The following is a 23569-nucleotide window of genomic DNA, read 5'->3' on the forward strand; positions in this document are numbered from 1 at the left end:
GAACCTCGTGCTCGCGCAAAACCGCACGACGCTCCAGAGGTGGCGCAAGGAACTCGTTCTGGACGCATGGCATCGATAACGACGTGCTGCTTGCCCTGGTGAGTGCCGCGGTTGTGCAGGATGTTCCTCCGGGGCGTCATCCGGATTTCCGTCCGGGAGTTGCTGCGCCTCAGCGGCCTAGGCATCAATGGCCGAACCTACCGGCAGGTCGAGGAGATCCTGTACCGCCTGCGGGAATCGAGCTACCGAGTCCACCAGGGCTTAACGGTCGAAGCTCCGGAAGAGGAACGAGTGGCTTTAGGTAAAGTAGACCCTATGACCCTTGACCGCTACCGGGGTGACCGCCTCGCCCAGTCCCGCGAGTGGGTCGGCCTCCACGACGAGGAACTTCGCCGCCGTGCCGTCCGAGCGGCTGGAGACAAAGACGCGGACGCCCTCGTGTCTCTGACCCGCGCCTACCTCACCCACCAGGGTAGCAGTGGTGTCCTCACCAGTCCACGCACGATCGAGGCCTACACCCTGGGCGTCCGGCAGTTCGTGGGGTACGCTGCGGCAAACGCCCTCAACCTCCTGCGACCCGGTCGCCACGACGCGCAAAGCTACGTTGCGCACCTCCTCGCCGCTGGGCGCAAACCCGCAGGCGTAGCGCTCAAAGTGGCTGCCGCGGGTTGCCTCTACCGCGCCCTGCGCTGGGCTGGAGCCACCGACGCCGACCCCTTCCGCGACGCGCGGGTGCCCAAAGACCGCACACCCGGCATCGTGAAGCGCCCCCCCTACACCGAGGACGAACTTGCCGACGTGCTCGACCACGCCGATACGCACGTCAAGTTCCTTCTCTTCCTCACCGCCCACGCGGGCCTGCGGATCAGTGAGGCGCTCGCGCTGGAGTGGACGGACCTCGACGAGGGGGCCCGGCGCATCCGTGTCCGCTCGGGAAAAGGCCGCAAGGGCCGCGTCGTCGCCATGAGCACGAGTCTTGCTCGCGCTGCCCGCCACTACCGGGGCCTGTACGGTCCTGGCGGCCCGGACCACATGGACGGCAAACGCACCACGCCGAGCACGCACGTCTTCCGGTACGCCACGGTGATGAACGCGCGGTATCACGTCCAGAAGGCATTCGGGCAAGCAGGCGTCCAGTTCCGGGGCTTTCATCCGGGGCGCAAGTACGCTGGAACGCGACTCTTGCGGCAGATTAGGGACTTCGGGCGGGTGGCCGCGCACCTGGGACACGAGTCGGTGGACACGACCCGCAAAGGGTACGCACAGCTCGCCGCTGATGATCTGAAGGATGACCTCGCCGGTTGGTGACGTACTCGCCTCCCATCATTTGCTTCAGGAAGAGCGTGGACGCCGCCTCTGCAAGGCCAACCCCCACGTCCGCCCCTCTCCCCCACGCCGAGGTGCACTTGCCCCAGCAGCATGATTCAGCCCTATCCAGGTTTGACACTCCCCCCCTTAAAAGGGTGGGATTCTTGCTTCAGCGACAGACGCCCGCAAGCGCAGGTCTTCTTCCGTCTCCACAAGCGTTTCGGGAGTTGCCTCCCCCGTTTTGGCGTGCCCCGCCATACGGAGTCCGAGCTTCAGGATGTTGATGGCGGCGTTGTAGTCACGGTCTAAGTTGACGCCGCAACCGCACACATGCTGCCGGGTCTTCAGGTCTTTTTTCACCGTCTGACCGCACCCCGAGCAAATCTGAGAGGTATACGCGGGATTGACCGGAATGGCTATCTTGCCCATGATTCTCGCAAAGTATTCAATCCATAACCGGAACTCTCGCCAACTGGCGTCTCTGATGGACTTGGACAACTTGCGATTGCGAATCATGTTCCTGACCTTCAGGTCTTCGTAGGCGACGACATCGTGAGATGCCACTACGCACCGCGCCAGTTTGACGGCGTGGTCTTTACGCTGCCTCGATACCTTCAGGTGTTTCCTGCCCAACCTCGCCACAGCCTTCTTGCGATTGTTGCTCCCCTTCACCTTGCGGCTGACCCGACGCTGCAACTTCTTGAGCGACTGTTCAGCCTGCCGGTAGAAGCGGGGGTTGGGTTCATCATCTCCGTTGCTGTCCGTGTAGAACGACTTCAACCCCACATCAAGCCCGATGGTCTTCCCACTGGGCATGAGGTCGAAGTGTCTTTCCACGTCCACAAGGAACTGAGCGTAGTAGCCGTCAGCCCGCTTCACGACCCGCAGACGTTTGATGTCTTCCAGACGGTAGAGCCGGGGGTCCCACGTCCCCTTCAGCTTCATGACCCCGACCTTGAAGCCGTCCGTCAGCGTCAGCCGTTTGTTGGGGGCATCGAGCTTCCAACCCGACTGCTTGTATTCCACGCTGCGGACGTTCTTCTTGAACCGGGGGTAGCCGACCGGCTTCACGCCCTTCTTGCAATTGTCGTAGAACCGGGAGATGGCCGCCCACGCACGCTCACCCGCCGCTTGTACGGCGGTGGAGTTCAGCTTCTTCGCCCATTCGTACTCGGCGCGGAGCTTCGTGGTGTGCGTATAGATGTCGTTTTTGGACACCTTCTCCCCGTCCATCCAGAAGCGCAAGCAGGCGTTACGGACGAACTGGGCGGTACGGATGGCTTCATCCATTCCCCGCCGTTGCTCCTCCGACGACCTAGCCCTCGAACTGAGTTCGGCCCCCTTGGGGAGCCATGAAATCGCGCCGTTAGGCGGCGTACACGGATGAATCCGTGGGAATGTACAGCTCGGCCACCGCTTCCGCGTCCTGCGGTTGCCCGGGATCCACCGTCAGGAGCTGGCCCAGGACACCGCGCTCGCTGAGCTGCCGGGCTACGTCGCTAGGTACAGCACCTCGACTGGCCAGCTTGGTCAGGACCTCGGCCAGTTCATGGTGTGGAGGTCGTGCCGTGATTCAGGGCTGTGTCCACTTGTTCTTATTCGGAGCCGGGTTCTCCCTGAAGCCAGGCGAGCAGGGCGGAAGCGTCAAGAACGGTGCTTATCCTGACTTTGAACTATAGTCCATTATAGGTAGTTCAAAACCAGGGGCAAGGAGGATGGGAGCGGCAAGAGTGGTAAAGTTGCACCATGTCCGCAAAAGAGGCATTTACATTGGAAGTGAAGGAGAACGGGCGAGTGTTTCTCCCCGTGGCTTTCCGTCAGAGCATGGGAATAGAGCCAGGTGAGCGACTAATTGCCCGTGTAACTGAGAAGGGCAAAGCTGAGCTGGTGACAGCAGGGCACGCGGTTGACGTGCCCCCCGTTTCCCGGTCCAGTCCGATTGCAAATCCAGTGGCAATCTGGGGGTCATATGAAGGGGAAACGGTACACCGAGCAGCAGATTCTGGACATCCTCGGCCAGGTTGAGGCTGGGGGAGCGATCAGTGAGGTCGCCAGGACGCATGGTTTGGCCATCACCACCCTGTACCGCTGGAAGGCGCGCTACGGGGGGATGACCAAAGACGAAACCAAGAGGTTTCGTCTGCTGGAGGAGGAAAACCGCCGCCTGAAGAAGCTAGTCGCGGACCTGGCACTGGACAATCAGATGCTCAAGGAGGTGGTGGGAAAAAAGTGGTGACGCCTGAGGCCACGCCCCAGGCGCAAACACCCGTCAAGAAGCAGATGGTGGGGTTCCTGCGCCGTGAATTCCAGGTCAGTGAGCGCCGGGCCTGCCAGGTACTGGGCTTCTGGCGTTCGACCCAGAGGCATAACAGCCCTAAAAAGGAGGGTGAACGAGTTCTGATTGACCGTCTGCGGGTCCTGGCGCAAGAACGTCCCCGCTTCGGATACCGGCGGCTCCATACGCTGCTCAGGCGCGAAGGGACACAGGTCAATCACAAGCGCGTATACCGCCTGTACCGAGCAGAGGGACTCGCAGTCCGGCAAAAGGGGCGCAAGAAGCTGACGGGAAGGCAGCGGGTGCAGAAACCTGAGGTTTCTGCACCCAATCAGCGATGGAGCATGGACTTCATGTCCGACCAGCTCGCCTCCGGACAGCGTTTTCGCGTCTTCAACGTCGTGGACGACTTCACTCGCGAGAACCTAGTCATGCACATCGGGACCTCGATCACCGGGGCGGATGTGGTGCGTCGCCTGACCGAGGTGGTGGCCGTGAGGGGTTGCCCGACGAGCATCACCACGGACAACGGCCCCGAATTCATCAGCAAGGCCTTGGATCAGTGGACCCATGAGTTGGGCATCGCCCACGTCTTCATCACACCGGGGAAACCCATGGAGAACGCTTACATCGAGAGTTTCAATGGGAGGGTGCGGGATGAGTGCCTGAATCTCCACTGGTTTCAAAGCCTTCCCGAGGCACGACTGGTCATTGCCGCCTGGCGCGAGGATTACAACCAAGTCAGACCGCATAGCAGTCTGGACGGCCAGTCACCGAACGAGTTCGCCCGCCTGCAAAAGGCGGGCTGAGGTACGCTAGTTGTTGCAAAAGGCCTGGACCGATAAATGGGGCACCCTCACGGTGACCTCCACACGTGGGATGTTCGCCTATCTGGTTCCTGACGGCGTTTCCCTGGCTGATGAGCTGGTGCAGGAACGGCACGACGAGGCAGCACGGGAATGAGTACGGTCCTTGACGCTTCCGCCCTGCTCGCCTGGCTTCAGGGAGAACCCGGCTCCGAATAAGAACAAGTGGACACAGCCCTGAATCACGGCACGACCTCCACACCATGAACTGGCCGAGGTCCTGACCAAGCTGGCCAGTCGAGGTGCAGCACCAACCGACGTGGCCCGGCAGCTCACCGAGCGCGGCATCCTGGGCCAGCTCCTGACCGTGGACCCAGGACAGTCCCAGGACGCGGAAGCGGTGGCCAACCTGTACCCGACCACCCGCAGCGCTGGACTCTCCCTTGGCGACCGTTACTGCCTCACGCTGGGGCAACGATTGGGCGTGCCGGTCCTGACGACGGACCGGGCCTGGAACAACGTAACGATCAATGTGTGACCTTCGCGGTTTATGCCCGGGCAATGTTGGCGGAATTGGGTATCACGGCCAGAGTGGTGATTGGAGAGGCCACGTACAAGATGCATGGCACCAAGCATGTGATGCTTCACGCATGGGTCGAGGTGGGAGAGGACCTGGTGGATGGGAATGTGGACAGCTTTGAAGAGAACGTCTCTATCCCAAATGAAATTCGGCCTCAGCCCTATTGGGGCCCCAAACGCCGTGCTCCCAACCGCACGTTCAAGGAAACCCGTGAACTGACGGCGGACCGCGAGGTGGCAGAAATCCATGACGACTTTGCCTCAATGCGGGAGAGTGTGTTGACACGCTTCCGCCAAAAGCGCCCCGTGTAACGTGGCAGCTCGGCGCGCGGCGTTTCTGTTCCCTCAGGAAGAAGGGACTGCTGGGAGAAAGTGCCACTCCTGTCCGGTCTGGAGCAGCGACTGGTCCAGCGTAAAGGGCAGCCACACGCTCGGTGCCCTGGCCTGCCCGTCGTAGAAGGCCTCGTGGCGCAGTTCCATGATGAAGTAGTCACCCTGGAGCGCGTCACACCGGGTGCAGCCCTGGCTGAGGTACATCCCGCCGACCGTCTTGCTGAAGCGAGGCTTGATGGCCCCCAGGTTCAGTGGGCCGCGGACTTCGGGCGTCAGCAGGCGCGCGAGGAGCTGCTTGACGGGCGACCCATCCCCCCAGACCCCGCCCTCATCCCAGCTCAGGGAGAAGCACACCTCGTCGTGCCTGGGGTGGGCGACATGGACCGTCACGATCACCTGTGTGTCCCGCTTGCAGCGCCAGCAGGTCAGGCCCGCCGTGGTGACTCCCAGGCGAGCGGGGCCAGGGCCCTTGGGCCAGATCACCAGACGGCTGCTGAGGGCACCACGCACGAACTCGGCTAGGGGCACCCCGAACGGCCGCACGTAAAGTTGCGTACACTAGCTAATCCGGCACCCGCCGCTGGAAGTATCCGGCTCCCAAGAATGGAGTTATCCGGCACCCTTCCAGCCAGCGGACGAGCTGCTCCCATTATGAAAGGCTGACCGTTTCCGGGGTCAACTTCCTGCCCTTCTTCCTGAGGCTTTCTCCCTGGAGTTCGCTGCGGTAGGCATGGTGCAGGACGCGATCCAAGATCGCGTCCGCCAGGGTGGGGTCACCCAGGTTGGCATGCCAGGCCGAAGTCGGGAACTGGCTGGTGATGATCGTGGACGCCCGTTCATAGCGATCATCCAGGATCTCCAGCAGAATCCGGCGCCCTTCCGCCGTGGGCACGTCCAGCCCCCAGTCGTCCAGAATCAGGACACTCACCCTGGCGATGCTCGCCAGGAGCTTCAAATACCGTCCATCCCCTTTCGCCAGGGTCAGTTCCTGTAACAGTCGCCCGGTCTGCGCGTACAACGCCGTGAAGCCCTGACGGCACGCCTGATGGGCCAGGGCACATCCGATGAAGGTCTTCCCGACGCCGGTGGGGCCGGTGATGATGACCCCCCGTTTCTCGGCGATCCACTGCCCCTGAGCCAGCGAACGCAGCAACCGGGCGTCCAGTCCTCTCGGGTGTTTCGTGTCGACCTCTTCCAGGCTGGCCTCGACCTTCAGGCGCGCCGCCGACAGGCGGCGCTGGAGGCCCCGAGTGTCCCGACAGGCCCGTTCCCGGTCCACCAGCAAGGTGAGCCGTTCCTCGAAGCTCAACTCACGCAGACCGGGTTGTTCCTGCTGTTCTTGCAGGGCGAGCGCCATACCATCGAGTTTCAGGGCGCGCAGGTGTTGAATGACGGGATGTGGCAGCATCTCAACCTCAATTCAGGGTGCGCTCGGCACCCGGTTCGTCGATCTCGGCGAAATACCCGGGGCCACGCAGGTTGCTGTGCTGGGCCACGGGAAGTTCGATGGAGTTGCCCGGGAGTTCGGCTTCGTCCAGGCGGTGTTTCAGGATGGACTTCACGCTCTGCAAGCTGTGCGCTTGCAGAGCCAGGGCCCGCCGACAGGCCGCTTCCAGCCGCTCCCCGTACTCCCGGTGAAGACGAAGCAGACCCGTCACGACACGCTTTTTCTGTTCAGGATGTTGGTTCCCGTCGAAGATGGCGCGTACCAGGGCCGCCGTCGCCTCCCCGACCTGCTGGGCTTGCTGGGTGAGCTGTTCCGGGCCGACCTCACGGTAATGCCGGTGATGGGCGGGCATGTGGTCGGGCATCGTGGTCTGCTGTCGGGTCAGTGTCCCGGGAACGCGGTGGTGGACGGCGATCCGCTGTCCTGAACGGTAGATCTCGACCAACCGGGCGGTGAGGCGGATGTCCACGCGGGTCTTGGCGTACTGGTGGGGCACGCTGTACGCGTGCCCCTGCACGACGACGTGGTAGTCCAGCCCGACCGTGGTGTGCTTCCACTCGGCCACTTCAAAGGGCTGGGCGGGCAAGGGGCGCAGCACGGGTTGATCCAGGGCTTCGAACTCACTGCGGCGACTCCCGGGCCGTTTCTGAAAGGGCTGCCGATTCAGGGCCTCCAGCAACTCCCGAACCGCCTCGTTCGCCTCGGGCAGGCTGAAGAACACCCGGTCGCGCAGGGGGGCAAGAATGCGGCGTTCCACGATCTGCACGTGCACTTCCACCAGCGCCTTGTCTTTGGGCTTGCGGACGCGTGCTGGAATGACGGCCACATCGTAGTGCTGCGCGAACTCCTGGTAGGTGCGGTTCAGCTCGGGTTCGTAGCGGCTGGCGTGGGTCACGCCAGCTTTGAGGTTGTCCGGAACGATGATCTCGGGCACACCGCCGAAGAAGCTCAGCGCCCGGATGTGCGACTCGATCCAGTCGTGCAGCCCCTGACTGCGGGTGACCTCGGCGTAGGTGTAATCGCTGGCCCCCAGGGTAGCAACGAACACCTGCCCCGCCAGGACGTCGCCACTCCTGGGGTCGGTCACCGGCAGGGTCAACCCGGCGTAGTCGACGAAGAGTTTCTCGCCCGCCCGGTGGGTCTGCCGCATGGACAGGCCGGTTGTGGCCTTCCACTTCCGGTAGTTCTCGTTGAAGGTCGCGTACTGCCAGCCGTCCGGGTGCTGCCGACGGTACTCTTCCCACAGCAGTTGGCGGGTGACGCCTTTGCGCCTCAGTTCCCGGTCGAGGACGGCCCAGTCGGGCTGGTGGGCCGCACTCACAGCGGCCTGTTCGTGGGTGCGAAACAGCAGCGCTTCGAGCTGGACATCGTCCAGCTCTGGGGGGAGGGGCCAGTTGAGGCCTGCCTGGTTGGCTCGCGCCACGTAATCCTGCACGGTGCTGCGGGCAAGCTGGACGCTTTGTCCGACGAGGCGGTCACTGAGGTTCAGTTCCAGTTTCAACCGCAAGACTTCCCTGATTTTCCGCATGGACGCTCGCTTTCTGGTCATCCTTGCAGGATGACCAGGGGAGTCCCGTCCGCGGCTGGGGATGCCGGATTCAACCAGCGTAGGGGGTGTGTCAGGGAAGCTGCTGCGAGACGCAACAGAGCAAAAGCATCCTGCTGGCCAGCATTTCTCTCGCTTCTACCTCCAAGCGCCCAAGTTCCGCCTTCGCTTCTGGAGGTGGCACTTCGGGCCTTCCAGGTAGATTTCTACCCCATCGGCCACCCATCAGCAGTCTCTTTCTCGCCCAGAAATGCCGCCACCAGCAGAACACGGCACTTCTTCACCAACTTGTCTAGCTCTTTTGCGCCTGAACGCACCTTCCCGATACCGTTGGCGAAGTCAGGCGGTGATCGAAAGACGGGCGAAACGTGCCGTTCTGGTCGCTGCTCTGGGCCGCTCTTGCCACCAGGCGTAGATGCGGCCCAGATTGATGCCTGCTGCGGTCGCCATGCTCTGTAAGCGCAGTTTGGCTGTGCCTCGGTAACGTGCTGTCCGTGCCCCGTGGGCACGGACAGCGACGGAGAGGGTGCCTTCTATGCCAGCACGCTGCTGATACAGGACCTTCCATTCCGGCGTTTCCTGCTGCGCCCGCATCGCGTGCAGCGCTTCATAGGCTGCCTGGTCCTGAAGCATCACACTCCGGCCCAAGGACTTTGACTTGGTACAGCGGGGTTTGTCTGGGCACCGGTTGCAGAGGCCGCGACGGAAGGTTGCCGTGACCAATGGAAGCCCTTGCTGACTTCGCCCCACGCGCCATTTCGAAGAGCGGTGACCGCGAGGACAGACCACGCAATGTTCGTCCCAGTGCACGATGAAATCGCTGGATTTGAAGGCGTTCGGATCCTTCTGCTGCCAACCCGTGGCTGAACGTGGGGGGCCGATGACCTCAACCCTGTACTGCTCGTGGCTTTCCACCAGGAGGGTCCCGCTGACGTAGCCCGAATCCACAAGATGTTGCCGGGGCAACATCTCCTTGGCAGCCAACGCGCTGTGGACCGTGGGCATCACCTGAATGTCCTGGGTACACGACGACGAGACGTGAACGTGGGTGATCACTTCCGGCAGCTCCGGCTCACAGGCCTCCGTCAGGTGCAGCTTGTAGCCGACCCAGTCCTGGCCCCGCTTGGTCGAGAAGCGCGCCTCAATGTCATACGGCGATTCCGGGCGCTCGGCAGAAGGTGGAACTGCCGTCCCTGGCTTCCACTGCACCTCGCCATCCTTGCGGCTGAACTGCTGCGTCCAAACCAGTTCCAGGGTCTGAACTGCGGGCAAGCTCAGCAAGGGGGCGACGCTGGGATCGGCCCGGAGGGCCTCCAGCAAGGAAAACCCATCCTGGCCGACTTGCACCACATAGGCCAGGCGAGCGTCTTTGCCCTGTGGGAAGCGGTACGACTCGATTCGGTGGTCATACCACTCCCGCCAGCGGGGATCGAGTCGTGGGGCCAACCACTCGGGCGCAAAGCGCCCGAGTGCATTGAGCGTGGCCCGGAACGTCTCGGCGACCAACTCGATCCGGGTCAGGTACCGGATGGCCGCCAACACGTGGGTCGAGTCGGTCCGCTGTCGGCCACGCCGTTTCAGCAAGCCCTGTTCCCGGAAGCGTTCGAGCATTCGGTCCAGCAGCAGATGTTCGGCCTGTCCCGCGACCAGCCGTGAGCGAAATTCCGAGAGCACACTGAAGTCGAACCCTGGGTCGGTGAGTTCCAGTCCCAGCAGGTATTTGAGGTCCAGGCGTGCTCGCACCTGTTCAGCAGCTTGTCGATCTGTCAAGTTTTCGAGGAACTGCACCACCGTGACCAGCGCCAGTCGCCACGGGGGCAAGGCGGGTTGACCCAGCGCTGGAAACAGCGCTGCAAAGTCCTGATCTGCGTACAGCACGCCCAGTTCGTCTCGAAGCTTGAGGTAGAGGTTCCCCTTGGGAAACGCCGCGCGGGCGATCCGGAGCGTGTCTTCAGGGATAGGGCCGAGTGGGTCTGGACGCAGCATCTCTCAGTGTGCGCCTCACCCGCCGACTTCGCCAACGGTATCGCTTCCCTGACACACCCCCTGGTGCGCGGGGACACGGGGGCCTTGCAGGTGGTCTTCACCCAGCTCCTGACCAATGCCCTCAAGGCGACCCGCCCGCAGGAACAGGCGCGGATTCACGTGGGCGTGAAGCAACTGGAACGCGAGGATGCGGTCTGGGTGGAGGACAACGGGATCGGCTTCAATATGCGCTACCGGGAACGGCTCTTCACCCCCTTCGGCCACCTCCACCGCGAGGAGGACTTCGGGGGGGCTGGCGCTGGTCCGGCGGCTGGTGGCCCGGCAGGGGGGCCGGGTGTGGGCCGAGGGCAGGCCCGGCCAGGGGGCCATGTTCTGGCTGGCCTTCCCCAGGAATCCGGCGGAGACGGAACCCGCGAGGAAGCCGCCTCAGCGTCCCTCCTGACGGAAGAGGGCTTCGAGTTCGCTCACCGACTCGTCCCGGGGAAAGGCGAGGACGACCCGGCCCCCGTTCAGGCGGGCCTCGGCCCAGGCCCAGCCGCCGTGCCGCGCCAGGATGCGCCGCACCTGCACCAGCCCGCTGCCCGGCAGGAGCGGCACCGCCTGTTCGGTCCGCACCGCCAGGTCGAAGAGGGTGGCGGCTTCCTCGCCGGACAGGCCCAGCCCGTCGTCCTGCACCGTCACCCACACCTCGCCGTCGATCTCCTCGCTGCTCACGTCCACCGAGCGCGCGCCCCGGGTGTCACTCAGCGTGAAGGTGAGCAGCACTGCCAGCGCCTGCTTCAGCAGCCCCCGGTCCCCGCGCACGATGGGGAGGGGCTGAATCAGCCACTCGGCCCGGCTCCCGGCCCCGGCCTGCACCTCCGCGAACAGTTCGCCCAGCGGCAGCAGTTCCGTGTTCAGGCCCTGGTCTTCCAGGCGGGCGAGCTGGCGCAGGTCCTGCACGACGCCCCGCAGCCGCGCCAGCTCGTCCTCCAGGGCGGAGGGGCCGTGGGGCGGCAGCTCCGCGAGGAGGTCCGCCGGACGCCCGGGGCCCAGGAAGCGGCTGAGGTACCCCACCGGGGCTTCGAGGTTGCGGGCGGTGCGGGTGATCAGGGCGCCCAGTTCCGCATTCAGGTCCGCGAGGCGGCGGGTGCGCTCCTCCACCCGCTCTTCGAGGGAGGCGTTCAGCGCGCGCAGGGCGGCCTCGGCGCGGGCACGCACGAGATCGGCCCAGAGCCGCTCCGCCACCTCCTGCACCAGCGCGACCTCGCCCTCGGTCCACCGGCGCGCCGCGTGCTGGTGAACCGACAGATTCACCACCAGCGTGCCACCGACGATCAGGGGAACGCTGAGCAGCGCCGTTACGCCGACCTCCGCGATGGCGGCGAGATCGGGCCGCGCGAGGGCGGGATCGCGCGTGTCCTCGATCCGCACAGTCCGGCCCGCGCGAAGGTCATCCAGGATCGGTCCCTCGTACTCCTCCAGCCGCATTACCGCCGGGAAGGGCTGGGCACCGTCGGCGAACCAGCCGTGGAAGATGTCGGCCACGCCCCTCGCTTCGTCGAACTCGGCCTCGCGGTAGCAATGGAACGGCGAACCGGCATATGTCCAGTTTTACTCGTCCAGCACAACGTTTCACAGCAAGGGGCGGACAGGCAGGAAGGTGGGAACAACGCCCTGGAGTGGGATTCCAGGGCGGCTGTCTTCAGGGCATCAGTTCGGCAACTTGTGCTGGAGCTGCTGGGCCAGAGTATCGAGCAGAGGTGGAATATACCCGACCTCCCTGGCGAAGAGGGTTCGGCTCTCCCAGCAGACGGTTCGCGCGGCACTGACACCCTTGACCTGTGCCGTCGCGCGAATCAGGAAGTCATGCAGCCCCTCGTCGAGCGGGTCGATCTCAATGAGCCGTTCGGCGAGTTTGACGCACTTGGCGTAGTCGCCCGCGCTGTACCAGGTATCCATCGTTTCCAGCCCCACCCGGATGATCCAGCGGCTCATGCGCTCACGCTCCGTCTCCACCCATTCACTGTCCGAGTCCTGTAGGAAAGTCTTAACATTGAAACTAGCCGTCAGCATGACATCCCGCTCGGAACTCAGCAAGGCATCCCGCGCCTGCTGCCAGTCCCACGTCAGGTGTACCCCCTCGCAGTGCAGCCGGTACGTCTGTGTCGCCGCGGCATACGGAACCGAGAGTCCGGGCACCAGCCGCTTGAGTTCGTGGCGCACCTGATGGATGTAGTTCTTCGAGCGTGTTTGGGAGACACCCCGGAAGACTTCCGTCTGTAACGTCCCCAATGTCGTTTCCCCCTCCTTGAGGAGGAAGGCGAGAACCTCGACGAACTTCTTCATCTGGAGCCGCACGCGCTGACCATTGACGAGGATCGCTGGACTCCCCAGGGTCACCAGAGTGACCTCGGCGACCGGCATGGCTGTGCTGGAAGGCCCGCACAACACCCGCTCGTACTCGTGTTCCGTCAGCGTATCGAGAAGCTGGCGCGTACGCGCCAGCCCATTCAGTTCCAGGGCCAGATGCTGTTGGCTCCCCAGCATGAGGTGGGCATCCGCCGCCTCGCGTAAAGCCTCGCGAGCGGCCACCGGCGAGCCGAGGACGGCATGGGCCTCCACCAGATGCAGCAGAACCCAAATCACCTCACGGGTACACCCGCTGGTCTGGAAGTACCCCGAAGCCGCGTTCAGCCTTTCAAGGCCACGAGGATTGGCCTGGCGGACCATTGCCGCCCCTAATCGCCAGTCCAGGTAAGCCTGCGCTCGGGGCGTTTTCACGAGGGCCTTCGCTCGTGCCAGGCTGCCGCGTTCAGCCGTCTCGTCACCTCCGGCTGTGGCGAGCGCGGTCAGGCCAAGCTGCGCGTAGAACTCGGTTTCGGGTTGTTGCTGCTCACGTGCCAGATGAATCGCCCGCCCGAATGACTCGCGTGCCTGGTTCCATTGGCCCTGAGCAGAGAACCACATTCCCCAGCGGTAGGCCAGCAGCGCGGTGGCCAGCGGGCAACTTGTAGCCCGCCTCTCAGCAGCCGAGAGAGCCTGCTCCGCATCCTCGAATCTCCCCAGATAGGTGGCACTGGCAGCTCGGGCCAAGAGCACATAGACGCGGCGCATAGCGTTGGCGTGTTCCTCCGCAAACTGGAGATACGCCTCGGCCTTCACATCGTTCCCCTGATGGGCGGCCACCAGCGCGATGGACTGGGCCACCGCCGACTGTACGAGCAGGTCCGCACTGACGGCGTGACTCCAGGCTTCATCGAGCAGGGCGGCGGCCTGGGTCACTTCACCGCATTGCTGCTCCAGAACGGCCGCTTCTCGCAGGGCCAGGGCAGCATCCCTGGCGGTCATCCGTTCTACGTCCAGACTGCTGAGTTGCGCGCGTGCAGCCGCAAACTCTCCCTCAAATCGCAAGCAGGTTGCCAGCTCCACCCGTGCCGCCTGATCTCCCTTCGCCACGGCCATCAGGAGTAGACGGCGGGCCTTCAGAGCATCACCCAGATGAAGGTGACAGACCCCGCCCCAGCGAAAGTCCTGTGCGCCCGGCCGCTTCAGGGCCTCGAACAGTTGAGCGCCCTGCTGGTATTCACCGGTCAGAACGGCTTTGAGGAGGGCCTGAGCCATGGCCCCAGGATATGCCGGGAACAGAAGGAGGTGGTGCGGAGATGACCAGCCGCCTTTCTTTCTGAGAATTCGATTGGCCCATACCATTTTCGCTGTTCTGGACGCTCCAAACCGTTTCCTAAACGCTACCAAACCGGGGGTTCCCTAGCCTTGTCCTCACGAGGACAAGAGATGAAGACCCTGAAGAAAACTCTCCTTTCGCTGTTGTGCTGCACGTTCCTCGTCACCGGGTATGCAGGGGCCGATCCCAGCACCGGGCATGGTCCCGGCTTGATGCCCGCCAGCCCCCCGCCGCCTCCCCCATGCACTTCCCTCTGCGGGAACTGATCTCGGTCCGTTTCTGCCGCCGGTTAGCGGTAGATAAAGCAAAGAGCCTCTCATTTACAAGGAGCCAACTGATGCGTCGAATTGCCGCTCTCTCCGCCGTCATCACCCTCTCCGCCATCCTTGCCGCCTGCGGCAACTCCGAGATCGCACAACAATCTCCCCAGACTGAATCCACAGCGTCCCCTGCGGTGGACCCCGGCCAGGTGCAACGCATCTATGCCGAGACCGACAAGTACCTGCTCTTTGCGGGCACACGGCAGCAGGACGGTGCCCGCATCCAGGACGGTCGGCTGTGGCTGCGCGACAAGCAGAGCGGTCAGACTAGGCTGCTCGAAGACAGTGCACAGTTCGGCCGGAACTACCTCGTGCAGGGCGCTGCACTGGCACCGCAAAACGACTTTGCCTACGCCGTGATCTCGGTGCCGGACGCCCAGCGGGGCCAGAACGATTACCTTGTACGTATCGCAGTGGACAGCAACACGCAGCAGGTACTCGGCACTGACCGCGACCTCGGGGTCTTCCTCTTCAATGGGTACAGCCTCGCGGTCTCCCCGGACGGCCGCAACCTCGCCTTCAAAGCCAGCAGTTTCGAGTCGAAGGCTGAACCCGGCGTTCGGCGCGACGACCCACACTACGCTTCTGAGGGCCAAGCGCTGCAAGAAGAGAATTACATCTATGAGCTGCCCGTCACGCGAACGCTCGCCGCCCAGGGACTCACCAAGCAGAGCATTATGCGAAAGGTGGCCCTCGACGACGGGCAGGGCCTGATGCCCAGGTACGCGGCCAATGGCACGCTGTCCACCGTGGCCACTCCCGTTGCTTTCTCTAAGGGAACGGAGTTGCAACCGCAGGCGCAGGCGTACAACCTGCGCGTGCCGATGGAGATCAACGCGTTCTTCATCTACCGCGCGTACAACTACATGACCCACACCGGCAACGACTCCTACGCCCTCGACTGGGGCCGGGACGGGAACGGTGACGGGGTGGGTGACTGCGGGTACAACATCGTCGCGGCCAACCGTGGGCGCGTCACGACCGCCAAATGGACCGACACAGGGTACGGCTACTACATCGTCCTGAACCACGACATCGCTGACGGCCTGGGTGGCAACCTCCAGGCGAAGACGCTGTACGCCCACATCACCGACCTCAGCAAGGTGTATCTCGATCAGGTGGTGACGCCAGGCACAGTAATCGCCACACTCAACAAGACAGGTTCCGGTTCCGGCAACGTGTGCCATCTGCACTTCGCGTACCGGACCCTCAGTGATTCTCCAATTAAACCTGCGACCTCTCTGAAGCCCATGTTGGGAATGGGGCCGACATCAACACCGAATGGCAGCGGATCGTGCCCGATCACAGGGTTTGAGAACGCCAATACGGCGACGTTCTACCGCTACTATCCCTGTTAAACGTTCTGTTCCCAACCGCTGCACTTCTCCGCACCTGTGGGAGATGGTTCCCACAGGTGCGTTTCAGGAGGTTCCTGTGTTTCATCGATTCCGCCCTGCGCTCCCACTGGTCCTGGCTCTTGCCAGCTCGGCTCTTGGTCTGGGTGGCACCCAAACCGCCTCGGCCCTTGTCGGCACCGCGGCCTCGTTCTATAACGCCCCTATCTGTCGGCAACTCGGCTGCGTCTACCAGGGCGTGCGCCGCACCAAGCTGGAGGGCAGCGGCAATCCGGTGCAGATTTACCGATACGGCCTTCCAGGTGGGCAACAGGTCGAGGTGACACGCTACGACCTTCCGGGACAGCCGGGAAACGACCGAATCTACAGTGTTCGGTATCTCGGGGGCGCGGCGAGGAACGCACCTACCATTGCTGCCCGACTCGCTAGCGCCGCTGCTGGCTATCAGGTGACAGCAGCGCAGGTGACGCCGTGCTTGCAGAACAGAACGGCGAGCGCGGCTCAAGCCCAATTTGTCGCTTCCAGGGGATTCGAGGCGCCAAGTGTGCTTTGCTCCTCAAGTGGAACTCGGCCGGGCGTACTGATTCAGCTCACGAACTGAGGCTGGGGTTCAGGAACGGCCGCCCTCGCGCTCCCCGATTGAGGGCGGCGTATGTCCCCTAAACGCTACCAAACCGGTCAAGTCATAGCCTGGCTATCAGAGAGGTCAAGACGAAGACAAGCCCTCTCTCCTTGTCCGTTGTGTTGGGTCTACTGGCTGCAAGTCTCGTACAGAAGGAGAAAAACATCATGCGTTCACCCTTTGTTCTCTCATCCCTGGTTCTGCTCACCGCCATGTTGGCTGCTTGTGGAACCACACCCACCGCTCAAAGTGGCGAGGCGGTTGATATCCCCAGCACTTCCTCTGCCACGCAGCCTGATGTGAATGCCTTCGTGCAACTCGCCGGTGTTCAACCAGATCGCAATAACCTCCTGCTGCTCATTGACGGCAGTACCGATCAGGTCTATCAAATCGAACCCAAAGGCGAGAGTGGCATCAACGCCCAAAGTGTAGGCTATGTCGCAGTACCCTATACCGATGTCCAGTTCACGAAAACCACCACGAACGGGGCTGGGAGAGCGCTCCAGGCGCTAGCCACCTGTGGCGCCAGCACCGAGGGGCCGTACTACAAGAACATCAAGCAGGGCGGGGTCGGCTGGGACTTCGACGCCATCCTGCCTTACGACACAACCGGATATGGTCCACACCTGTACGGAGGTTATAGAACAAGTACCGTAAATATGGAGATTGGCCTCCAATACAATACTGGGAATACCTGGCAGGTTTACATGCGTATTGCCCAAGGGGCCAATAACCAGTACGCGCCTGACACAGGCGGAGTCTATACTACCAAGGGTTGGAACATGGGCAAGTATTACTTCGCAAACGGCGATACAGTACATTACAACACGCGCTCTGTAATCGGGAGTGACGGTGGACATTACATCATTAGCAAGTTCTCCAACACGATTACGGGTGCCTCCTATACGATAGGCTACAAGGGTACTGCTACATCCAACGACTTCGACGTCTCGTCACTCAGACCGTCGAACTCGGCGAACATCGAGCTACGGAAGGTCGTTAGCCTTGCGTCACCCACAACAGGCTCCAAGATCGTCAACGCGAAGATCCGCAACACAACGTACGCGACCAGCTCGGGAACCTCCAGCTCGTGGCCCAGCAACTTCTGCGCCGCCAACTATGGTAGCTTCGTCGTCTCCTATGATACTGCTGCGCCCGCAGGTGCCGATACTGTCACCATCCGGTAACTAGGTAGAATATTAGAACCCCATCGCACAGTAGTTCCACACTACTGGGGTGCCATAACAGCCAGCGTTCGAGTTCGCTCTAAGTAGCTCGCGGGTGAGAACCAGGCCGTGCCGCCCGCGCACCCCCTCTCCCCGGCGCTGCGCACCGACCCTCGCCCGCAGGGGGCGAGGGTGAACCTGCGCCCGAAGGTGACGTGATGCGTTCTCGCTTGCTACTTACTACGGCTAGCTTATTCCCGTAGAAGAACGGTCAATCGAGCAGGAATGTTCTTTGAGTGAACATACCTTCGACCATTCATTTCAAGGAGTTGCAAAGAAGGAGGACGCCATGAGAAGAACGGTATTAGTGTTGAGCGCCTTAGCCTACGCAGGTAGCACCTATGCAGATGGCGTCTCCACGCAGAACACGCAAAAGATGCTCGTGTTGTCCTACTTCAAACAGAACAGCACATCTCCAGCTTGCGGACCGAACAACTTGGAGGCGTTGTCGAGCGCCACATTCTTTCCATCCTCGAACGAAATGTATATTTGGAATGCGGGTGCATTGAGTTATTACAGGCTACAAAATCAGAGGGCCGTTCGGCTCTGGACAGCCACACCTATTGCGCCCAATGGAATCCCCGGTCCAGATGCACGTAAGGTATCAGTCAAGAATACCTTTACCGAGTGGTTCAAGAAAGATCATGGAATGAAAGACCTGTATGTGATCAACGAGTGTGGCTCTCTTCCAAAAGATGTGCGGAGTGGGCCTTTCTACAACGTCCGAGTTCGTGACGTATACCAAGGAAACCTCACGCCCTCAGGGACTGTGCAGAATCGCAAGAAGGTTGCCTCACAGATCACCATTCCACGGGATCACCTGTATAGTCCCTAAAAGCGAGTGCGCTAACCTCAGGTGGCATCATGCAGCAGGCACCTGGCTATCCACGCCATGACATTCAGCAGCATACTCAGGCGCTGGTCGTCATCGGCAGCCTGTAGCACCGGACGTCTAGGCGGATGCCCTCGTTCAAGCACACCACACCCGCAATTTAAATGCTTTGCCGACGCCATCGCCGCACTTCCTCATCCGCCGTCTGGTCATTCACCTCCGCGTATCGCAGGGTCGTCTGAATGTGCTGATGCCCCAGCCGTTTGCGAATGGTCGCCAGGCTCACTCCACCATTGACCAGCTCCGTCGCATGGCTATGGCGGAGCTGGTGCAGCGTGCAGATCCTGGGCCGCTTCGAGTCCAACTCCCGCTACTACAGCATGATTCGCCGTGACGACACCGGGCTGGTGCGCCAGGTGACCGAGGAGGAATTCGAGTTCGCGGTGGAGCAACTGCGGCAGAAAGCTTCCTGAACGGCCCGGGCACTCCCCCGGCCGCCTTCACCTGAAGAGCGTGGGGGGCAGAACCTCCGGGGGGACCCCGAGGCGCTGCATCTGGGCCCGCAGATGCGCCACGGCGAGGTCCACGTCCGGCGAGGTGCAGGCCCGCGCTTCCTCCAGCGCCCGGAGAAGCACCGCCGGTGCCCGCTCATCGCCGCCGCGGAGCAGCTCCCGGGCAAGGTTGAGCTGGGCAATCACGGCGCGCTGCGGGAGCGCATTGCGCTTGGCCAGGGCCGCCGCCGCCTCGTAGAGGTGGACGCCTGCGTCCGGCTGGCCCCGCCGGAACAGCAGCAGGCCCTGCGTGGCCACCAGATTCGCCCCGTTCCAGACGTTCCCCGGTGCCGTAGCCGCCTGGGCGCGTCGCAGGTAGGTCTCCGCGTCGTCCAGTTGATCGTCGCTGGCCAGGTAGTAGGCCATGTTGTTCAGCATGACTTCGTCGGCCGGATGTGCCGTGAGACCGAGCCGGGTCAGTTCAATCGCCCGGGCCGGGGTGGGATCCAGGGCACCGGCCAGGTACGCCGCCATGGTCACCGGCGTGGCGGCGTACGGCTCGTCCTGCAGCCAGCACTCGAAGGCGTCCCGCGCGGCCTCAAAACGGGACAGGCTGTACCGCTCCCAGGCACGCATCTCGAAGTTCCGGGGAACACTCTTCAACTGTTGCTCGTCCAGGGGCACCTGCACCTGCGGCGCCACCCACTGCACCTGCGCGACCGCGTTCTCGGTGGGCTGCTCGAGGGCCTGCCGGAACATCTTCCGCACGTGCTTGCTTTTCCCCCCATCCTTGAGTTCCAGCGTCCCCAGCGCCGCGGCCAGCTCACTGATGTGGAGGGGGTCGAGGTCCCAGTTCTCCACCAGGTCACGGGCCCGGCGAACAAACCGGGGCGCGACCCCCGCCACCATGGACGCGCTGATTTCCGCGGCGATCAGCCAGGGATCGTGCGGCGTGCGGTCTGAGCGGCGCAGGAGCGTCACGGCCGCGCGGGGGTCGTGCGTGTGCACGTGAAACCGCACGGCGGTGCGCAGGGCAAAGCGGTGCTGCGGCGCCAACGCGAGGGCCAGCTGAAGATGCCGCTCGGCCCGCTGCGCCTGCCCCAGGGCCGCGTAGGCGCGCGCCAGGTCCAGGTGCATCAGGGGGTTGTGCGGGAACTCGCGCAGGAGGGGCCGCAGCCGGCGGACCTCCGCCTGGACGGTCAGCAGACCGGTACTCTGCGGTGCCTGGAGAGCGGCCTCACCTGGCACCGGGAGGGCCAGCAGTGTCCGTGCCGACGCCAGGGCGGCGGGCGTCGTCTGCTCGGCATGCAGCAGCAGGTAGGCGGCGGCTTCTTCCGCCACGTCGGGCCGGTTCATCAAGGCCGCCGCACCCGTCAGTTCCGCCGCCCGGCCCACGCTGGGCTTCGCCCCGAACTCCCGTTGCAGGGTCACCAGCCGCTGCACGCCCGCCTGCTGCGCGCGGGCTTTCTCGTCCGCGCCGGCACGCTGCAAACTCCGCATTTCCCCGGTTTCGACGGCGGCGCGCGTGTCCCGCCAACGGGGAAGCACCCGGCGGTTCTTGGGCCTCGCGGGCAAGCTCACGGCCTGCTCCCCCGTTTCCGCGCGAGACCGGCTTTCATCACCAGGCGGTCGTACAGGCTGATGTACCGCTCCAGACCGAGCGGGTTGAGGCCGGACAGGTTGCGGGGATGCCCCCGGCGCGCGGGGTCCGGGTGGCAGAGTTCCCGGATGCTGCGCGTCACCTCGCCAGCGACACTGGGGTGCAGGCGTGGCCGGAGCGCCACCTCCACCTCACGGGCGGCACGGTCGAAGGCCGCCAGCAGGTGCGGCAGGGCCTCCTCGAACGGCCCGGTGAAGTCCCCGCCCCAGAAGAGCGGCAGCAGCTCCTCCGGCAACTCCCGCTTCAGGAAGGTGTTGAAGTGCTGGTGCGTGAAGAGAAACGTGATCAGGCCGCCCAGCATGTACAGGTCGCAGCGCCGACCATGCTGCCAGGCGTCCACCTGCTCGGCGAGGTACGGCACTTCGGGAGGCGCGCAGTCCCAGCTGCCCGCGAACGCTTTGCCGCCATGCGGGGAAGTCCCGGAAGCGTCCACCGCGGTCCCCAGGTCCCCGATCTTCGACCCCAGCGCCTCGAACACCAGCACGTTGGCCGGCTTGACGTCGTTGTGCGCGAACCTGGCGGTGTGGAGCTGGTGCAGGCCCACCGCCACATGGTGGATGCACCTCAGCAGCCAGACGTCGTCGACGGTCGTCGCCTCCAGATGGTCGCGGACGTCCCCGTCGGCCCGGTCGAACACGATGTACGGCACCGGGATGAGGGCGCCAGGGATGCGGTGCTCACCGTGATCAATCGCGTGGACGACCCGGCTCAGGCGCATGTCGCTGCAGTGCTCGAGCAGGCTCACCTCGAAGTTGAACTGCTCGGTGACCTCCTGAAGCGCCCGCATGACGTTCCTGGCCTGAATGATGCCCGACAGGTCGATGGCCTTCAGAAACCCCGGGTGCCCGTCTGCGCGCTCGACGAAGTACCCCACAGATTGATGCCCGCCGGCCGGCTGCCCTTTGACGGTGGTCGCCCGTCCGGTGACACGCCAGCCCCCCTCCAGGGTCAAACCGTGCAAGAACAGAGCGGGATGCGTGCTGATCGTGGGCGGGGGTGACGTCATGACGGGGAGCCTCCAGGCGTGCAACTGAGAAACATTGTCGCGCAAAGGCCGCTGGCAGGGAAGCCACGTTGAGCAGCAACCGTGAGGCGCGGGCACCGGCCCTACCGTTGCGGCAGGCGGGCTGGCGCGGGACTCAGCGGGACGGTCCAGCGGAAGGTGCTCCCCTGCCCGGGCGCTGAGGTCGCGGTCAGGTCGCCCTGCATCGCCCGGGCGAGGCCGCGGGCGATGGTGAGACCCACGCCGCTGCCTTCCCCAGGGGTGCGGGCGGCGTCCACCCGGTAAAACCGTTCGAACACGCGGTCCAGGTGTTCGGGCGCGATGCCGCTGCCGGTGTCCGCGACCGCGACGGTGACCACTGGCCCGTGCACGTCCGCCGAGACCCGCACCGTTCCGCCTGCCGGGGTGTGCTTCAGCGCGTTGCTCAGCAGGTTGGCGAGCACCTGCTGCGCGCGCTGGGCATCCACCCACACCACGACCTCGGCCGCGGGCAGGTCCACCTGCAGGGTGACGGGGCGGTCCTCGAAGGCCAGGTGGAAGCGGTCCTGGGCCTGACGGAGCAGGTCCCGCAGCGGGACGCTCCTCAGGTGCAGCTCGACCCGCCCGCCCTCGACGCGGCTCACCAGGCTGAGATCGTGCGCCAGGCGTTCCATGCCCGCCACCTCCCGGGCAATGGCGGCCAGGGCCTTGTCGGCGGGGAGAATGCCGTCCTGCGCCGCCTCCGCGTACCCCCGCACGGCGGCGACCGGGGTGCGCAGCTCGTGGGCGACATTCCCAATCAGTTCCGCGCGCGTCTGCTCGACCCGCGCGAGGGCGCCCGCCATGGTGTTGAAACTCCGCGCGAGTTCCGTGAGTTCGTCCTCCCCGTCTTCCGGCAGGCGGCGGTCATACTGGCCGCTGGCGATTGCCCGGCTCCCCGCCTGCAGGTGACGCACGGAGGCGGTCACCCGCCGTGCCGCGACCCAGGCGGTCAGGACCGCGACGAGCAGCGCCAGGGGCAGCGCCGCGAGCAGGGCGCGGGTCAGGGTGACGCGCATGCCGTTGGTCAGATCCGAGCGCATGTGGTTGCCTGGCGCGCCGAGCAGTTCCATCATCTGCGCCACGTGATGCTGGATAAATGGCTGCGCACTCAGCTCCGCGACCACCAGCAGCACGGACGCCGTGACGATCACGACGACGAGGTGGTTGAGCAGCAGGCGGGGGAACAGGCGCATTCAGTCCTCCCGGAAACGGTACCCCAGGCCCCGCACCGTCTCAATGAAGGTCGGCGCTTCCGCGTCGTCACCGAGTTTGCGGCGCAGCGCGGTGATGTGGATGTCCACGACGCGCGTCACGCCGGGGTACTCCGGGCCCCACACGCGCTCGATCAGCCGTTCCCGCGACCAGACCAGCCCGGGGTGCTGCGCGAGCGTCGCCAGCAGGTCGAATTCCGTGCGGGAGAGCGGGAGCGGCTGACCGTGCAGCGTCGCGGACCGCCCGGCCAGGTCCATGGCGAGCGGCCCCGCCTCGATCCGTTCCCGCACCCCCACGCGGCGCAGCAGGGCCCGGACGCGCGCCACCACCTCCCGGGGGCTGAACGGCTTCACCACGTAATCGTCGGCCCCGGCATTCAGGCCCGCCAGACGGTCTTCCACCTCACCGCGGGCGGTGAGCAGCAGCACCGGCAGCTGCGGGTGTTCCCGGCGGGCGTGGGCGGTGAGTTCCACACCGCTCATGCCCGGCAACATCCAGTCGATCACCGCCACGTCGGCCCGGGCCAGCAGCGGCAGGGCCGCCAGACCGTCATCCTCGATCACCACCGAGTGGCCCTCCGCCGCCAGGTACGCGGTGAGGATTTCCAGGATGGCCGGGTCGTCGTCCACGATCAGAACGACAGCCATTCAGTCCTCCCCCCGAACGGTCAACTCTGCCCGGCCGTGCATCCAGTGCCCCGGGACCCAGCGGGACGCGGCAAGCCCTGCTCCGGCGTTCCCGGTCCCGGCGCGCCCGGGTTGATGAACGGCGGCACCCCGGGATCCACCGGACCGTCCAGCACCAACGGCGCGTCCCAGGCACTCAACCTCACCGCTGGCGCCTGCAGCTCGTGAGGAGAGGCCAGCACGTGGCCTCGCGCCTT

General features: G+C 64.2%; 21 protein-coding genes and 1 pseudogene. 10 read left to right on the top strand and 12 right to left on the bottom strand.

Annotation, left to right across the window (positions count from 1 at the left end; genetic code table 11):
- Nucleotides 1-315: 315 nt before the first annotated feature.
- Nucleotides 316-1308, top strand: a complete 993-nt coding sequence (locus EI73_RS13425; protein WP_034388512.1) for a site-specific integrase — start codon at nucleotides 316-318, stop codon at nucleotides 1306-1308.
- A gap of 147 nt (nucleotides 1309-1455) precedes the next feature.
- Here the strand turns inward: EI73_RS13425 and EI73_RS13430 are convergent, their stop codons facing one another.
- The gene (locus tag EI73_RS13430; RefSeq protein ID WP_369699475.1) at nucleotides 1456-2751 is read right to left on the bottom strand and encodes an RNA-guided endonuclease InsQ/TnpB family protein; all 1296 of its coding nucleotides are present in this window, start codon (nucleotides 2749-2751) and stop codon (nucleotides 1456-1458) included.
- A 526-nt stretch (nucleotides 2752-3277) separates the two neighbouring features.
- Here EI73_RS13430 and EI73_RS16035 point away from each other — a divergent pair.
- From EI73_RS16035 to EI73_RS13450, 4 genes are all read left to right on the top strand, one after another.
- Nucleotides 3278-4392 (top strand): IS3 family transposase gene (locus tag EI73_RS16035; protein ID WP_156103433.1). Its coding sequence is split into 2 segments (ribosomal slippage): nucleotides 3278-3527 and nucleotides 3527-4392, totalling 1116 coding nucleotides; the frame shifts between segments, so codons are not numbered across the junction.
- 13 nt (nucleotides 4393-4405) lie between these two features.
- The gene (locus EI73_RS16395; protein WP_156103605.1) at nucleotides 4406-4546 is read left to right on the top strand and encodes a hypothetical protein; all 141 of its coding nucleotides are present in this window, start codon (nucleotides 4406-4408) and stop codon (nucleotides 4544-4546) included.
- A gap of 162 nt (nucleotides 4547-4708) precedes the next feature.
- Nucleotides 4709-4927 (top strand): hypothetical protein, encoded by a 219-nt coding sequence (locus tag EI73_RS16575; protein ID WP_197050783.1) that lies wholly within the window; start codon nucleotides 4709-4711, stop codon nucleotides 4925-4927.
- On the top strand, nucleotides 4924-5280 hold the full coding sequence (locus EI73_RS13450; RefSeq protein WP_197050784.1) for a lasso peptide biosynthesis protein: 357 nt from the start codon (nucleotides 4924-4926) through the stop codon (nucleotides 5278-5280). Before EI73_RS16575 ends, EI73_RS13450 begins: the two co-directional genes overlap by 4 nt.
- Before the next feature lie 33 nt (nucleotides 5281-5313).
- Here the strand turns inward: EI73_RS13450 and EI73_RS13455 are convergent, their stop codons facing one another.
- The 4 genes from EI73_RS13455 to EI73_RS13470 form a co-directional block, all read right to left on the bottom strand.
- A complete protein-coding gene (locus EI73_RS13455; protein ID WP_034388518.1) occupies nucleotides 5314-5844 on the bottom strand; it encodes a hypothetical protein in 531 nt (176 codons plus the stop codon).
- Nucleotides 5845-5950: 106 nt separating this feature from the next.
- A complete protein-coding gene (istB, locus tag EI73_RS13460; RefSeq protein ID WP_034388521.1) occupies nucleotides 5951-6709 on the bottom strand; it encodes an IS21-like element helper ATPase IstB in 759 nt (252 codons plus the stop codon).
- Between the two features lie 7 nt (nucleotides 6710-6716).
- Nucleotides 6717-8276: an IS21 family transposase gene (gene istA / locus EI73_RS13465; RefSeq protein ID WP_051935621.1), complete on the bottom strand. Its 1560-nt coding sequence runs from the start codon at nucleotides 8274-8276 to the stop codon at nucleotides 6717-6719.
- A 357-nt stretch (nucleotides 8277-8633) separates the two neighbouring features.
- Entirely contained in the window at nucleotides 8634-10280 is a 1647-nt protein-coding gene (locus tag EI73_RS13470; protein WP_034388523.1) for an IS1182 family transposase, read from the bottom strand.
- Between the two features lie 90 nt (nucleotides 10281-10370).
- Here EI73_RS13470 and EI73_RS17010 point away from each other — a divergent pair.
- Nucleotides 10371-10722: pseudogene (locus EI73_RS17010) on the top strand (ATP-binding protein).
- On the opposite strand, the gene EI73_RS13480 reads toward EI73_RS17010, so the two are convergent.
- A complete protein-coding gene (locus EI73_RS13480; RefSeq protein ID WP_034388528.1) occupies nucleotides 10707-11807 on the bottom strand; it encodes a HAMP domain-containing sensor histidine kinase in 1101 nt (366 codons plus the stop codon). The pseudogene EI73_RS17010 and the gene EI73_RS13480 sit on opposite strands and share 16 nt — an antisense overlap.
- Nucleotides 11808-11972: 165 nt before the next feature.
- Nucleotides 11973-13883: a BTAD domain-containing protein gene (locus EI73_RS13485; protein ID WP_034388530.1), complete on the bottom strand. Its 1911-nt coding sequence runs from the start codon at nucleotides 13881-13883 to the stop codon at nucleotides 11973-11975.
- A gap of 398 nt (nucleotides 13884-14281) precedes the next feature.
- Between EI73_RS13485 and EI73_RS13490 the strand changes: the two genes are divergently transcribed.
- The 3 genes from EI73_RS13490 (at nucleotide 14282) to EI73_RS16405 (ending at nucleotide 18302) form a co-directional block, all read left to right on the top strand.
- On the top strand, nucleotides 14282-15622 hold the full coding sequence (locus EI73_RS13490) for a M23 family metallopeptidase (RefSeq protein WP_197050785.1): 1341 nt from the start codon (nucleotides 14282-14284) through the stop codon (nucleotides 15620-15622).
- Nucleotides 15623-16408: 786 nt separating this feature from the next.
- Nucleotides 16409-17428: a hypothetical protein gene (locus EI73_RS16400; RefSeq protein WP_156103607.1), complete on the top strand. Its 1020-nt coding sequence runs from the start codon at nucleotides 16409-16411 to the stop codon at nucleotides 17426-17428.
- Nucleotides 17429-17699: 271 nt separating this feature from the next.
- Nucleotides 17700-18302: a hypothetical protein gene (locus EI73_RS16405; RefSeq protein ID WP_156103608.1), complete on the top strand. Its 603-nt coding sequence runs from the start codon at nucleotides 17700-17702 to the stop codon at nucleotides 18300-18302.
- Nucleotides 18303-18459: 157 nt separating this feature from the next.
- Here EI73_RS16405 and EI73_RS16045 read toward each other — a convergent pair whose 3' ends face one another.
- Nucleotides 18460-18585: a hypothetical protein gene (locus EI73_RS16045; protein WP_231557357.1), complete on the bottom strand. Its 126-nt coding sequence runs from the start codon at nucleotides 18583-18585 to the stop codon at nucleotides 18460-18462.
- A gap of 49 nt (nucleotides 18586-18634) precedes the next feature.
- Here EI73_RS16045 and EI73_RS16585 point away from each other — a divergent pair, with 49 nt between their 5' ends.
- Entirely contained in the window at nucleotides 18635-18772 is a 138-nt protein-coding gene (locus EI73_RS16585; protein ID WP_197050810.1) for a hypothetical protein, read from the top strand.
- A 27-nt stretch (nucleotides 18773-18799) separates the two neighbouring features.
- On the opposite strand, the gene EI73_RS13505 is transcribed toward EI73_RS16585, so the two are convergent.
- The 4 genes from EI73_RS13505 to EI73_RS13520 form a co-directional block, all read right to left on the bottom strand.
- Nucleotides 18800-20371 (bottom strand): tetratricopeptide repeat protein, encoded by a 1572-nt coding sequence (locus tag EI73_RS13505; RefSeq protein WP_034388538.1) that lies wholly within the window; start codon nucleotides 20369-20371, stop codon nucleotides 18800-18802.
- On the bottom strand, nucleotides 20368-21456 hold the full coding sequence (locus EI73_RS13510) for a protein kinase (protein ID WP_034388540.1): 1089 nt from the start codon (nucleotides 21454-21456) through the stop codon (nucleotides 20368-20370). The genes EI73_RS13505 and EI73_RS13510 overlap by 4 nt, the downstream gene beginning before the upstream one ends.
- A 101-nt stretch (nucleotides 21457-21557) precedes the next feature.
- Nucleotides 21558-22667 (bottom strand): cell wall metabolism sensor histidine kinase WalK, encoded by a 1110-nt coding sequence (locus EI73_RS13515; protein ID WP_034388542.1) that lies wholly within the window; start codon nucleotides 22665-22667, stop codon nucleotides 21558-21560.
- Nucleotides 22668-23333, bottom strand: coding sequence for a response regulator transcription factor (locus tag EI73_RS13520; protein ID WP_034388544.1), 666 nt, complete (start codon nucleotides 23331-23333; stop codon nucleotides 22668-22670).
- Nucleotides 23334-23569: the final 236 nt, after the last annotated feature.

It is taken from the genome of Deinococcus sp. YIM 77859 (genome assembly GCF_000745175.1).
Taxonomy (GTDB): domain Bacteria; phylum Deinococcota; class Deinococci; order Deinococcales; family Deinococcaceae; genus Deinococcus.

Coding starts and splice junctions, on each gene's coding strand:
- EI73_RS13425 (WP_034388512.1), top strand. CDS start 316: ATGACCCTTGACCGCTACCGGGGTGACCGCCTCGCCCAGTCCCGCGAG.
- istB (WP_034388521.1), bottom strand. CDS start 6,709: ATGCTGCCACATCCCGTCATTCAACACCTGCGCGCCCTGAAACTCGAT.
- istA (WP_051935621.1), bottom strand. CDS start 8,276: ATGCGGAAAATCAGGGAAGTCTTGCGGTTGAAACTGGAACTGAACCTC.
- EI73_RS13470 (WP_034388523.1), bottom strand. CDS start 10,280: ATGCTGCGTCCAGACCCACTCGGCCCTATCCCTGAAGACACGCTCCGG.
- EI73_RS13485 (WP_034388530.1), bottom strand. CDS start 13,883: ATGGCTCAGGCCCTCCTCAAAGCCGTTCTGACCGGTGAATACCAGCAG.
- EI73_RS13490 (WP_197050785.1), top strand. CDS start 14,282: ATGCGTCGAATTGCCGCTCTCTCCGCCGTCATCACCCTCTCCGCCATC.
- EI73_RS16400 (WP_156103607.1), top strand. CDS start 16,409: ATGCGTTCACCCTTTGTTCTCTCATCCCTGGTTCTGCTCACCGCCATG.
- EI73_RS13510 (WP_034388540.1), bottom strand. CDS start 21,456: ATGACGTCACCCCCGCCCACGATCAGCACGCATCCCGCTCTGTTCTTG.
- EI73_RS13515 (WP_034388542.1), bottom strand. CDS start 22,667: ATGCGCCTGTTCCCCCGCCTGCTGCTCAACCACCTCGTCGTCGTGATC.
- EI73_RS13520 (WP_034388544.1), bottom strand. CDS start 23,333: ATGGCTGTCGTTCTGATCGTGGACGACGACCCGGCCATCCTGGAAATC.